Raw genomic sequence first — 13,335 nt, forward strand, 5'->3', positions numbered from 1 at the left:
TGGAAGGAGTCGCCATGCCACACCGTCATTAGACGGCGCAGCTAATGCACTCCTCTACGCTCAATCTATTCGTACGCGTGTAGTAGAGCGACTTAAGGCCCTTCTTCGCCGCGTAGATATAGTAGCGGGACAGCTCCCGCGTCGTTACGTCACTGTTGACGTGCAGCACTGTCGAAATACCTTGGTCGATATGCTGGGAAATCTCTGCGATCATATCGATGACCTTGAATTGGTCCATCTGATACGCCGACTTGTAGAAGAAGTAGTTATCCTGCGCCAGGTACGGCATCGGATAATACGTCGTCGAGTTCGCATACGTACGCGTCTCGATATGTTCAACGACCGGCATTACGCTCGACGTCGCATTTTGCACATAGGAGATGCTTTGCGTTGGTGCAATCGCCAGACGGTAAGCGTGGTAAACGCCATGCTTCATAACGAGTGCTTTCAGCTCAGCCCAATCCTCAGGAGATGGAATATGCATCTCGCCGAACAGTTGACGCGCGCGCTCAGTCAGCGGACGGAAGTCAGTCGACAAGTAGCGGTCGAAATAATTGCCGTTCGCGTATTCGGATTGCTCGAAGCCGTTGAAGGTTACGCCGCGGTCGCGGGCAATCATCATGCTCTTCTCAAGCGAGTAGTAGTTCATCATCATGAAGAACGTGCGTGCGAAATCGCGCGCTTCTTCGCTCTCGTAAGCGATTTTGTTCTTCGCGAGGTAGCCGTTCAGGTTCATAGCGCCAAGACCAACCGAGTGCAGCTCTTCGTTCGCCTTGCGAACACCTGGAGCATTCGCGATCTTCGCCATGTCGCTGACCGACGTCAGTCCTTCGATGCCTTCATGGACGGACTCTTTGATTTTGCCAAGATCCATTACGTTCACGATATTAAGCGATGCAAGGTTGCAGCTAATGTCGCGGCGGATAATGTCTTCTTGACCGTAATCGTTAATTTCGGACGTCTCCTGCAGCTGGAAGATCTCCGTGCACAGGTTCGACATCTTGATTGCGCCAATTCCTTTAAGAGCATGGTCTTTGTTGGCATTGGTGCGGTTCATAATATATGGATAGCCCGATTCGAGCTGAATCATCGCAATCTTCACAAGCATGTCGCGCGCGCTGATTACATTCTTCTTCTTCACGCGGTCGTCTGCGAGCAGCGTATCATACATCACATCAAGGTCCATGTCGTCCATATGAACGCCATAAGCCTTATGCACCGAGTGTGGTCCAAATACGACAAGCGGCTTGTTCTGTGCAGCCAGCTCGTAGAATTTGTTCGGTACGATCAGACCGATCGACAACGTCTTCAGGCGGATCTTCTCGTCTGCGTTAATCTTCTTGCTGTCCAGGAACTCCATTACGTCCCAGCCGAAAATGTTGTAATAGCCAGCTCCCGAACCTTTGCGCTGACCCATCTGGTCCGCATAGGAGAATGCATCCTCCATCAACTTCAGTACCGGCATAATGCCCTTCGCAGCGCCCTCTACGCCTTTGATCGCTTCACCGCGACCACGAAGCTTGGACAGGTTAACTGCTACGCCGCCGCCGATTTTCGACAGCTGCATGCACGTGCCAAGCACGTAATTGATCGAGTTAAGCGAGTCATCCATCTCAAGAAGGAAGCAAGATACCATCTCGCCGCGGCGGCTCTTGCCCGCGTTGAGGAACGTCGGCGTAGCCGGTTGGAAACGCTGCTCCATCATTGCTCCAGCCAAACGCATCGCTTTGTCGAAGTCGCCTTCCCCCAAATGAAGCGCTACTGCCGCTACACGGTCCGGATACTGCTCCATGTACTTCGAACGGTCATCGCTCTTCATTGCATAGTCCGTGTAGAACTTCGACGCCGCCATATACGAAGCGAATTGGAATTTAACGCCGTGCGTCTTGCTGAATACTGCCTCAACCTGTTCCTTCGTGTACTGCTTATATACATCTTCATAGAAGTCGTTATCAATCATATATTGGACTTGCTCCGTGAAACTATTGAAGCGCATGCTCTTGGCATCCACTTCTTCCATGAAGGCTGCAACCGCCTCCTGATCCTTCTCTAGACGGAAGAATCCTTCTTCGTTACGCTGCATCAGCTCGTTATTAAGCTCAATATGCCGCAAGTTTATTCACTCCCTGCCGAAATTGATCGACGTCGCGTCCTGTACCCGACAGCTCGAATTTATGAATGACTGGAACATTGTATCGATTGGAAATATCATCTGCGCTCTTCGCGAACGACTGTCCCCAGTTACGGTTGCCGCTTGCCGACACACCCTTCAGTTGGGAGCTGTTACGGCGCAGAAACTTCTCGACACGTTCCGGCACTTGTCCGAATCCGGTCGTGAACGTTACAAGTACGAATGGCTCGTCCACCGTCATCTCTTCTGTATTTCCGTCGTCCAGCGAGACCGACTTCATATTCAGTTTTTCGACAAAGCGGCGAACGTTCCCCGTCCTCGAATCATACACAACCAGCATGTTATTATACCCTCCATATGTAGCAGCCTCTCCCGGCTACCAACTCTATTAAAATCAATATGTAGGTTGACTGAGACAATAATATATCTATATATTGTGCGTGTCAATGGTTCGAAGCCCGCATTTGGCAACAAAAAGTGCTTGACAATCGGAGAGGCCAATAGGGACAAGGGATTGCGGTTTTGTCTGACTTTTCTGTATCCAAAGTCGGATCGATGACGGAGATTGTCGATTGATGGGGAAGGCAATATAAGTGAAAATCGAGGGTGTTTTTCATAAATGTGGAAAAGAAAATCAATGTGAAAAACAGTCTGATTTTCTGCAAATCCCTGTGCAAAGTGAAGCATTAAAACAGCAAAGCGGCCTCCCGGCAGCAGGAGACCGCTTCTATCCTCGAATCTATTTCTTCTATATAGTACGCTTTCATTATTACAGATGCTTGCTGTTTGATGCTGTATGAGTTCATTGTGCAACAGAAGTTGTCCTACAGAAGGATGATTGGACCTGATGATGCTCATCGAACAGAACAGCCAAGTCCTGCGACCAAGGACCGACAAATTCCTAAGCCGCATATAATCGTCTTCAGCCCAGAACGTCTCACCATCAATATGTTGTGGTATTCGCGGAATATTCGAGAAATCGACTCATCATGCTGAATGAGTCAGCAAGCTCTTCTTGCAGCACCTATTGGGGAATTGTCCCTTGAGCAGCCCGCCGGGATCGGCGATTACCGATAACAATCCACTATACCGATTCTCTCTCATCTCATATGTACGTCATATGCACGCCTTACGCAAACACCGCATACGAATGCTCCTACAGCGAATGCAATGATCCGCTGCAGGCGACGCTATAGATCAGTCGTGCGCAAGATGCTGTCTCGTCAGCAAAAACAGCTGCTCGATATGCGTATCATCTAAGGAGTAATAAACCATCTTGCCTTCCTTACGGCGTTTAACGATACGAAGATTGCGCAAATAACGCAGTTGGTGCGAGACAGCCGACTGCCCCATGCCGAGCGCTTCGGTCAGATCGTGTACGCATAGCTCCTGTAAGGATAGCGCATGAATCATTCGAATTCGTGTTGGATCGCCCAGCGCCTTGAACAACTCGGCCATCGCTGACGCCGCTTCATCGCCCAGCAGTTCGTTTCTGACCCGCTCTGCCGTCTCAGGCCCTGTGCCTTCGCATATAGGCTCGCATTTGTCCATCGTGTCCATCGTAATGTCACCACCTGCCCCTATTATACATGGAAATACGTATGCGTTGTCATGCAGGTTGTTCATTACATTAAGGCTTGCGAACAACTTCTTCCACTGGTATGATGGATTTAATTAATATATGAGCAATCATTCATATGTTCTGATTTGGAGGGAGATGCAAATGACCAGCCGCAACAGCGAAGACCAACATAAGTATAACGAGCCTACTAAAGATAAACTCGGACAATCTAAGCATGACCATTCCCATGAAGATCATACGCATGAGGGCTGCAGCGATCATGCACATGTTGAGCATACACATGCTGACGGCCATATTCATGGCGAGACTTGCAATCACTCAGAGGGGCAGAACCCTAAACCTACCCATTCACATGCTCATCATGGGCATTCCCATCAACATCACGGACACAGCCATCACGGACACTCCCATCATGGCCATGTTCATGGCGGCGCTGGCAACCGTCAAGGGCTTGCCGTTGCGCTATGCATTACTGGCGGCATTATGGTGCTTGAATTCTTCGGCGGTCTCATGACCAACTCGCTCGCGCTGCTCAGCGACTCCGGGCATATGCTGAGCGATACCGCAGCGATTGCGCTCAGCCTCGTCGCTTTCTGGTTCGCGGCGAAGCCAGCGACCGCTTCGAATACGTACGGCTATCACCGCTTCGAAATATTAGCGGCCTTGTTCAACGCGCTGACGTTGTTCGTCATCGCTGGCATGATAGCCGTAGAAGCCTATCACCGACTGAATGCGCCGCCAGATGTCGCAGGCTTGCCGATGATGGCTATTGCCGCCGTCGGCCTGCTGGCTAACCTCCTGAGCGCCTGGGCACTTATGCGCAAGGGTGATATCGAGAACAACCTGAACGTCCGCTCAGCTTACCTGCACATTCTCGGCGATGCGCTTGGCTCCGTCGGCGCGATTGTCGCAGCACTTCTCGTCACGCTATTCGGATGGAACTGGGCTGACCCCGTCGTCAGCGTTCTTGTTGCCCTGCTCATTCTGCGCAGCGCATGGGGTATTCTGAAATCAGTGCTCCATATTCTGATGGAAGGTACACCGGAAGGCATCGACTCGGATGAGGTCCGCGAGGCGCTGCTCAGCATAGCAGGCGTTCGTGATGTCCACGATCTGCATATCTGGACGATCACTTCCGGACTTCCCGCAATCAGCGGTCACCTGCTCGTGCAAGAGAATATCGATTGCCAGAACATTCTCCGCGATGCGCTGGCTAAGCTGGAGTCCCAATTCGGCCTGACGCATGCAACCTTGCAGATCGAGAAGTTTGATGGGATGCATGAGCCGCTGAGGGTATAGGGGGACTTCTCCCCTATAGACCCCCTTAAAGATTCAATACTATTAATGAATCAACTATTTAATAAGTCAAACCATTAATTCAAGCGTTCTACCCACCCAAACCCTCCCTGCAAGGGAGGGCCCCCAGGGTTTCCAACCCCGGGACCCCGGAAGGGGATGGTAGCGATACAACGCGTAGGTGTGTTAATACGTGCTGGGAGTCGTGTGACCCTTTGGGTCACAACTTTTGTTCGAGCGTTCCAGAGATTGAGGATATCAATAAATCATATCGAAAGACTTAAACGAAACGTTCAACGAAACAAATAAGAAAACACTTTAATGAAACAAAACAAAAAACTGCCTCCACCCCACTGTCGCGTACAGAGGTTGGAGGCAGCTTTCATTTAGCTGACAATTGCTATTTCGTTTTTGATTTCGATTTGGGCTTGGATGCAGCTTCGATAGCCGCAAGGACGGTATCGACGTGCCCTTTGACCCGAATGTTGCGCCATTCTTCTACGAGAACGCCCTTCTCATTAATGAGGAAAGTCGATCGTACGATGCCCATATAGTCGCGGCCGTACAGCTTCTTCATCTGCCAGACGCCGAACTGCTCGCACACCTGATGCTCGGGATCGGCCAGCAGCACGTATGGCAGCTCGTATTTGGCGATAAAACGTTCATGCCGCGCCACGTCATCTGTGCTGATACCAATGATTACGGTGTTGTGCGCACTCAGCTTCTCACTTGCATCACGGAAATCGCAAGCCTCCTGCGTGCATGCGGTCGTCATATCCTTCGGATAGAAGAAGATGATGACCTTCTTCCCTATATAGTCGCTCAGCGAGATCGACCCGCCGCCAGATCCCTCTAACGTGAAACTAGCGACTTTGCGCCCTAACTCGACTGGTTTAAGCTTCTTCCCCATTGTCATTCCACCTTGTGTCCATCCTACTGTTGATTCCTTCATTATACAGGATGGAAGACGCAGATACGAATCGTCTCAACCAAGCAAGCCGCTTCCGTCTTAATGCCGTTCGACTACGGCAGGCTGTTCCTGCACCTCTTCATGCTTGCCAGGCCAGAAAGCAGCACGTCCCAGCAGCGTCGTAATCGCAGGCACGAGGAACGGTCGGACGATAAACGTATCGAGCAGGACGCCAACTGCTGTCACGATACCGAAGTGTACGAGCACTTGAATCGGCAGCGACGCCAGCACCGCGAACGTACCTGCCAGAATAATGCCCGCCGATGTAATGACGGAGCCGGTCTCGCTTACGCCTTCGCTGATTGCCTGCTTAAGCGGCATCCGTTTTCTTTTGTCCCAAATGCTCGAGATCATGAAGATGTTATAATCCTCGCCGAGCGCAACCAGGAACACGAATGCATACAGCGGGATCGATCCCGACATCGCATCGGCACCAAGCACATAGTGAATAATAATCCAACCAAGTCCCAGCGCGGCAAAATAAGACAGAATAACGGTGCCGATCAAATAAGCCGTCGCCACGACGGAGCGGAGATAGAGCAGCAGCAGCAGCGTGATGAGGCCGATGACGATCGGGATGATGACGCGCGTATCGCGATCGCCCGTTTCCTTCGTGTCATACTGCTCCGCGGTTTGACCGCCGATCCATACGCGATCGTCTGCAGCCGTGCCGCTGCCCGATGACGACAACGCGGCAGCCGCTTCATCATGCAGCTGCGGAATAAGCTTCATCGCTTCGAGCGAATAAGGATTCATCGTCAGATTAACGTTCATCGCGGCGATATTGGCATTCGCCTTGCCCTGCTCCGGTTCAGATACGCTTGCTACGTACGGAAGCTTCGACAGACGCTCCGACACAGCCTTAACATCGCCGCCCTCCGTGTCGACAATGACGCGTACCGGCGCGAGACTGCCCTCCGAGAACTGCTCGCCGATGACCTTGAAGCCTTCGCGGGACTCCATATCGGACGGGAACGAGGACAGAATATCGAATGTTACTTTCACTTGAGAAGAGAAGCCTGCCAATACGCCGAGCAATATGACCGTCGAGAGCACGACAGCCCACGGGCGGCGAACGACGATGCGGCCGATTCGACCGGCGCGAGCGGTTTTCTTCGCCGGCACTGGCTTGCCTTTCTTGCGTGCGCGCTCCGCAATCATCTCCGGCGTGCGCGGCACGAACGGATAGAACGATGCGCGGCCAATAATCGCGAGCAGCGCAGGCACAAGCGTCAGGCTGGCGATGGCCATAATGAGAATCGACAAGCTGAATGGCACAGCGAATCGGTGATAAGCGCCATATTGCGCGAACAGCAGCGCCGACAGCGACAATACGACCGTCAGGCCGCTCATTGCAATAGCGCCTGCGGAACCGGTCAACGCCTTCATCAGCGCCTCCCGCTTGCTCTTCACCTCGCCCAAATGATGACGGAATTGCGAGATGAGGAACAAGCAGTAGTCTGTTCCTGCACCGAACAACAGCACCGTCATAATGGATATGCCTTGGGAGTCGATCGTGATCCAGCCTTCGTGCGCCATCGCGCCAAGAATCGGACTGACGACCATATAGGCGAATCCGACCGCAATAAGCGGAATGAATGCCAGTACAGGCGAACGATAGATCAGCAGCAAAATAATTAAGACAAGCAGTACCGTTCCCAAGAGCAGCGAAACGTCTGCGTTCTTGAACAAGCCGGTCGCGTCGACTTGAATGCCGACAGGACCTGTGATGCGAGCACTAAGCGCGTCCGCCGCGTCCGTCGACGCGTTGAACGGATCGCCGCCCAGCGTCGCCTTCGCCTCTTCGCGAAGCTGATCCAAACTTTCTTTCAGCTTCTCAGTGTCTGCGCTGGATGCGAACAGAACAGGCGTTACGATTGTGCTTCCGTCTTCGGACAGCTCTGCCTGCAAGGCAGGCATCGGCAGCTTGTGAAGGGGCGGCACGCCAACCTGCTCCGGCAGCGGCGCAGCCTCCCACTGAGCGGTCAGCTTCTGCAGCGCAGCCAGGTCTTCCGCGCTTAATCCGCCTTCGCGGTGAAGCACAAGCAGCGCAGGCGTCCCGCTGTCGCTCGGGAATTCTCTTGCGTCTACTGCTGCTGCTTGCACGGATGGCTTCGCATCGCTCAAGTTAGCCGCATTATTCACCTCCTCGTCTCCGACAGCCGGCAATGCAACCGTCAGTACTACCGCCAGCACCAGCCAGATCAGAAGCGTGATCCATCGTCCCCTCTTTCCCGTAACCGTAGAGTAAAGTCGTTCATACATAGCCATCTTGCATCCTCCGTTCAAAGTTCATGCTATAATAAGCGTGTCGAGCTAGTTTTAATTATATATACCGTACGGTTAATTAATCAATGTCTGTATTCGAATTTTTTGTTAAATGAAGGTGTCCAACATATGAAGAATGAACGTCCAACAAAATCGCTCGGTCGTCCGAAACGCAATGAGCAGGATGCTCCGACGCGCGATACGATTATTCAGATCGCCTCCCGCCTGTTCTTGGAGAATGGCTATGAGCCGATTTCCTTGAATCTAATCGCAGAGAAATGCGGCATGACGAAGGCTTCTCTCTATTATCACTTTGCCAACAAAGCGGAGCTTTTCACCGAGTCGCTGATCTGGATGCTGTCTCGCGCTCGCATGAATACGGAGAAGCTGCTGCACGAGGCAAGAGACTTGAAGAGCGGGCTCGAGACGTTGGCCATCATTAAGATGTCCACTCAGCATATGGACTTCGAATCCATCATGCGCGAATCGTCAAGCAACCTGACCGAGGATCAGCTGATCCGGATAAGAGCGACGGAACACAACCTGCACGACGTGCTTGCGATTCATTTTCAGGCTGCAATGGATAAGGGCCATATGCGACAGGCGAACCCGCTGCTTCTGTCGCATACGCTGAGCGCGATGTTGATGCTCGGCAATCGGCAGGAGCCTGCCGATCTGTTCGAATCGGTGCCGGAGCTGGCGAAGGCGATCATCGATCTGTTCTGGAACGGCGTCACGCCGGAGCGTTGATGTGTGGAAAGTTGTACAAAAAAAGGAGCTGTCCCAGCGGTTATCGTCGACGATAATCAGCTGTGAACAGCTCCTTTTTCTACATAAAAGCACGTGTTTGAACTTCCTCTTATAAACTTAAGAGCCCGCTCCGCGATACCGCTTCACGCCGGTATTCCACACGGTCAGCCCGATCGCGAACACAATCAAACCTACCAGCGGTGTATATAAAGCAAGCGAAGCCATATCGTCATGTTTCTCGCCTAGGAAATACGAGGCTGGAATGATGCCCACGAAAGCAAATGGCAGCAACCACGTCAGTACGAACCGGATAATCTTGTTGTAGATGTTAACGGGATAGCGGCCGTAGTTCTGAATGTTGTACATCAGCGGCAGAATGCCCGTTGGCGCGTCCGAGTAGAACGAAATCGCCGTCAATGCCGTGTACAAGCCCATATAGATAAGCACTGCTCCTAGCGTGAACAGCGCCATTACCGGAATGAACCACCAATAGAACGTCAGATCAAGCTGCGTCCAGCTGATGATCATAATGATGATGCCGACCAGCGAACCAAATAATGACGGAGGATCGATATTCTCAAGCATGACTTGGAACAGGTTATGCGCCGGACGCGTCAGTACGCGGTCCATTTCCCCTTTGGCAATATAGCGATCGGAGAAATTCCACAGGTTGAAGAACGTCCCGAAGATGCCGAATGGCACCATGAAAAATCCGTATACGAATACAACTTCCGCCTCCGACCAGCCGCCAAGCGACTCGGTTTGCTGGAAGACGATCAGGATGAAGACGAGGTTAACGCCCTGGAACAACAGATCCGACAGCACCTCGATCCAGAAGTCCGCCCGGTACGTAAGGCGCGTCTTCGCATAGTTCTTCATATATTCCCAGAATAGCGATAAATAGAACATAGCTAACGTTAACCCCCTTGCACGAACAGCCGCGTACGCGCAGCCCGCCACATCAACAGAATCGGTATAAGAAGCACAACGAACCAGATAACCTGTACGCCGAACACGCCCCAAGCGTCTGACAGCGGCGTTCTGCCCGTGAATACGGCACTAGGCAAATAGGTGATAGCCTGGAACGGCAGCCACTTCATCGCAACCGACAGCCAGGCCGGGAAGAACGCGATTGGCACGATAACCCCAGAGAACAGGTCGACAATGACTCTCTTCATGCGCATCATGCCTTCGTTATTCTCCACGAAGAAAGCGAACAGGCCGGTCAACATATTGATCTGCGTATTAATAAGAAAAGCAAAGAACAGCATCACCAAGTAGATTGCCCATACCTTTGGGTCGGTAGGCAGCGATACCGGGAACAACAAGCATACGATGATCATGCCAGGAACCATAAACAGGAGCAGGCGGAACAGACCTTCGCCGAAGCCCTGCATCATTTTCACCGCTAGATATGAATATGGACGGATCAATTGGACTGCGACGCTGCCATCCCGAATTTCATTGGCGATTTCTCGGTCTAGATTGTTGAAATAGAACGCGCGCGCCATCCAAGATACAGCCACATAGGTCGTCATCTGCGCGACGGTGAAGCCCGCCAATACTTGCTTGTCCCCATAAATAGCCTGCCACAAGAAATAATAAGCACCGATATTGATTGCGTAAATAATGATGCCGCTGTAGTAATTCACCCGGTAGGCAAGCATCATGAGAAAGCGGATGCGGATAAAATCAATGTACGCGCTCATCATGACCGATTCGCTCCATTGCTCTCCGAATCCGTTGCAATCTCGAGCGCTGCCGCTGCTGCCGCCTTTGTCTCGGCGCTGCCCGACTGGTAAATTTCACGGACGATCTCGTCGGTATTCGTCTCCATAATTTTGATATCGCGAATATCAGCCGAGGAGCCGACGACGCGCGCCAGCGCATCCGATACATTAATGGCATTCGGCAGCCACATGGCTGCTTCTACCCCATTCTCCAGCGTCCACGTTACACCGTCTAGACCTTCCGTTAGCGCACGCAGACGTTCCATACTTACTGCGGAACCGAATTGGAATTTAATCTCGCGTCCTTTGCTCCAGCGCGACTTCAATTCCTCCAGACCGCCGTCATAAATAATTCGTCCGTCGTCCAGCATAATAACACGAGAACATAATGCTTCGATATCCTGCAGGTCATGTGTTGTGAGCAAAATAGTCGTTCCGTGCTCTTTGTTCATCCCTTTCAGAAACTCGCGGATTTCGGTCTTTACGATGATATCGAGACCAATCGTTGGTTCATCGAGGAACAGGATCGACGGATTGTGCAGCAGCGAAGCTACGAGCTCGCAGCGCATCCGCTGACCAAGGCTCAGCTTCCGAACCGGACGGTTCAGAAGTTCGCCAAGCTGCAGCCGTTCCACCAGTTCATCAAGCCTGCGACGGAAATCGGCTTCCGGCACGCGATACACTTTGCGAAGGAGCTGGAACGACTCGATAACGCCGATATCCCACCAGAGCTGCGAGCGCTGACCGAAGACGACGCCGATTTCTTTCACGAATTTCTCCCGTTCCTTATGGGGAACATAGCCGTTCACCTTCAGCTTGCCGGAGGTTGGGACGAGAATGCCCGTCAACATTTTGATCGTTGTTGACTTGCCTGCCCCATTCTCGCCGATGTAGCCGCAAATCTCGCCTTGCGGGATTTGGAACGTAATATCTTTCACTGCCGTTATTTCCCGATACTCGCGTTTGAACAAATCCTTCAGCGCGCCTCCGAGACCGGCACGATTGTTCTGTACTTTAAACTGTTTGCGTAGATCTTGAACGTCGATTGCAAGCCGTGACAATGTGTGAACCCCTTTCTGTCTTTCCAAATTTACCAGTTTATTATCAACCTTACATCATCTGAATTTATAAACTTTACCAGTTTATATGGATGATTATACGCTGACTGGAAAAGCAATCCTGCCTTCTCTAACCGTTGGTCGTAAGCGCATTTCATCCCGCAGAAATATAAGCTTACATATAAAATAAGCATTTTTACAGTCTTTTATTTCGCTAAAATCGACCCTCAACGAATGGACTCATTCTCAGAAAAGACTAAAATAAAGGTTTTCTCATAATTGCTAATTCAATATAACTTGATTCCATCTACCCCTGAGCTTTATAATTTTATGATGTGTATATCTGTAATTGTTCGAGATGCACAAGAAAGCATACTCCAAAAAGGAGCGACATTCAATGGAAGCGCGTAAGAAAGGGAAACGCAGACCGTGGTGGATGTGGTCATTGTTCGGTTTGCTGATTGTTGTTGCAGGTCTTTTCGTCTGGGCAGCTGTCTACGGAGTAGGCGTCTACAACGCTTTGGACGGTTTAAATAAAAGCGACGAAGAGTCCAAGTTTACGCAATTCAACGATCAAAATACGACAACGGCCGAACCGCCGAAGTGGGAAGGCACTGAGCGCGTCAACATCCTGCTCATGGGCGGCGATGGCCGCGGCTTGGAGAAAAGCCAAGTCGCACGCTCCGATACGATGATGGTCGTATCCATCGATCCAGCTACGAAGAAAGCGCATGTGTTCTCCGTTCTTCGAGACTCCTTCGTCGATATCGAAGGCCATGGCAAAGGACGGATCAATACAGCCGTAACGCTTGGCGGCGAACGCCTGGCGCGCACAACGATCGGGAATCTTCTAGGACTAGATATTCAATATTACATTTATACCGAATTCGAAGGCTTCAAATCACTCATTGATGCAATCGGCGGCATCGATTTCTATGTAGAGAAGGATATGAACTATGTCGACAATGCCGACGGCAATCGTTACGATATCCATCTCAAGCAAGGCCAGCAGCATCTCGATGGCGATCATGCCTTGCAATATGTGCGGTTCCGTCATGACGCGATGAGCGACTTCACGCGGACGGAGCGCCAGCGGGAGTTCATGCAAGCCGTTGCGAGCAAAATCATGTCCGGCTGGAACATCGTTCACATCACGGATATCATCAAGAGCGTCTCCCCTTACATCGAGACGAATCTGACGGTTGAAGACATGCTGAAGCTGGGCCAGCTTGGTCTAGGCGTCAGCGTTGCAGGTACCGAGCAAGTGCCTCCGATGGACCTGATCGGCGAAGATAAAGTCGGCGGCGCAGCGGTTATCGGCATCAAGGACGAGGACAAGCTCCGCGAGTTCGTTCAAGAGGAGTTGGCGAAGGATAAGAATGCGCCAGCTGCAACGGACGGTACGTCGACCGACGGCACGTCCACGGATGGTTCAACGAGCGGCAGTACGAGCGGCTCAAGCTCAAGCTCGACTAGCAAATAACACATGTTAACCCCTTTCAGAGCGGATGGAGCCAAGTAAGCTCTCTTCGTTGGAAAGGGGTTTTATT

12 protein-coding genes are annotated in these 13,335 nt (G+C 51.6%); 4 read left to right on the forward strand and 8 right to left on the reverse strand.

The window, feature by feature from the left end:
* Positions 1–28: 28 nt before the first annotated feature.
* Together nrdE and nrdI are read right to left on the reverse strand one after the other, a co-directional pair.
* Entirely contained in the window at positions 29–2,113 is a 2,085-nt protein-coding gene (gene nrdE, locus H8B09_RS20125) for a class 1b ribonucleoside-diphosphate reductase subunit alpha (RefSeq protein ID WP_191205365.1), read from the reverse strand.
* On the reverse strand, positions 2,100–2,471 hold the full coding sequence (nrdI, locus tag H8B09_RS20130) for a class Ib ribonucleoside-diphosphate reductase assembly flavoprotein NrdI (RefSeq protein WP_191205366.1): 372 nt from the start codon (positions 2,469–2,471) through the stop codon (positions 2,100–2,102). The genes nrdE and nrdI overlap by 14 nt, the downstream gene beginning before the upstream one ends.
* A gap of 253 nt (positions 2,472–2,724) precedes the next feature.
* Here nrdI and H8B09_RS20135 point away from each other — a divergent pair, with 253 nt between their 5' ends.
* A complete protein-coding gene (locus H8B09_RS20135) occupies positions 2,725–2,931 on the forward strand; it encodes a hypothetical protein (RefSeq protein ID WP_191205367.1) in 207 nt (68 codons plus the stop codon).
* A 397-nt stretch (positions 2,932–3,328) separates the two neighbouring features.
* Here the strand turns inward: H8B09_RS20135 and H8B09_RS20140 are convergent, their stop codons facing one another.
* Positions 3,329–3,691: an ArsR/SmtB family transcription factor gene (locus H8B09_RS20140; RefSeq protein ID WP_191205663.1), complete on the reverse strand. Its 363-nt coding sequence runs from the start codon at positions 3,689–3,691 to the stop codon at positions 3,329–3,331.
* Between the two features lie 163 nt (positions 3,692–3,854).
* On the opposite strand from H8B09_RS20140, the gene H8B09_RS20145 reads away from it, so the two are divergent.
* A complete protein-coding gene (locus H8B09_RS20145; protein WP_191205368.1) occupies positions 3,855–5,012 on the forward strand; it encodes a cation diffusion facilitator family transporter in 1,158 nt (385 codons plus the stop codon).
* A 397-nt stretch (positions 5,013–5,409) separates the two neighbouring features.
* Here the strand turns inward: H8B09_RS20145 and bcp are convergent, their stop codons facing one another.
* Positions 5,410–5,919: a thioredoxin-dependent thiol peroxidase gene (gene bcp / locus H8B09_RS20150; RefSeq protein ID WP_191205369.1), complete on the reverse strand. Its 510-nt coding sequence runs from the start codon at positions 5,917–5,919 to the stop codon at positions 5,410–5,412.
* Between the two features lie 99 nt (positions 5,920–6,018).
* A complete protein-coding gene (locus H8B09_RS20155; protein WP_224753802.1) occupies positions 6,019–8,250 on the reverse strand; it encodes an MMPL family transporter in 2,232 nt (743 codons plus the stop codon).
* Positions 8,251–8,376: 126 nt separating this feature from the next.
* Between H8B09_RS20155 and H8B09_RS20160 the strand changes: the two genes are divergently transcribed.
* A complete protein-coding gene (locus tag H8B09_RS20160; RefSeq protein WP_191205370.1) occupies positions 8,377–8,997 on the forward strand; it encodes a TetR/AcrR family transcriptional regulator in 621 nt (206 codons plus the stop codon).
* 117 nt (positions 8,998–9,114) lie between these two features.
* Here the strand turns inward: H8B09_RS20160 and H8B09_RS20165 are convergent, their stop codons facing one another.
* Genes H8B09_RS20165 through H8B09_RS20175 form a run of 3 tightly spaced genes read right to left on the reverse strand, consistent with a single transcriptional unit; the run spans position 9,115 to position 11,788 of the window.
* Positions 9,115–9,906: an ABC transporter permease gene (locus tag H8B09_RS20165; protein WP_191205371.1), complete on the reverse strand. Its 792-nt coding sequence runs from the start codon at positions 9,904–9,906 to the stop codon at positions 9,115–9,117.
* 8 nt (positions 9,907–9,914) lie between these two features.
* A complete protein-coding gene (locus H8B09_RS20170; protein WP_191205372.1) occupies positions 9,915–10,709 on the reverse strand; it encodes an ABC transporter permease in 795 nt (264 codons plus the stop codon).
* A complete protein-coding gene (locus H8B09_RS20175) occupies positions 10,706–11,788 on the reverse strand; it encodes an ABC transporter ATP-binding protein (RefSeq protein ID WP_191205373.1) in 1,083 nt (360 codons plus the stop codon). Before H8B09_RS20175 ends, H8B09_RS20170 begins: the two co-directional genes overlap by 4 nt.
* Before the next feature lie 394 nt (positions 11,789–12,182).
* Between H8B09_RS20175 and H8B09_RS20180 the strand changes: the two genes are divergently transcribed.
* Entirely contained in the window at positions 12,183–13,268 is a 1,086-nt protein-coding gene (locus H8B09_RS20180) for an LCP family protein (RefSeq protein ID WP_191205374.1), read from the forward strand.
* Positions 13,269–13,335: the final 67 nt, after the last annotated feature.

The sequence above is a fragment of the Paenibacillus terricola genome (assembly GCF_014779765.1).
Lineage (GTDB): Bacteria > Bacillota > Bacilli > Paenibacillales > Paenibacillaceae > Paenibacillus_T > Paenibacillus_T terricola.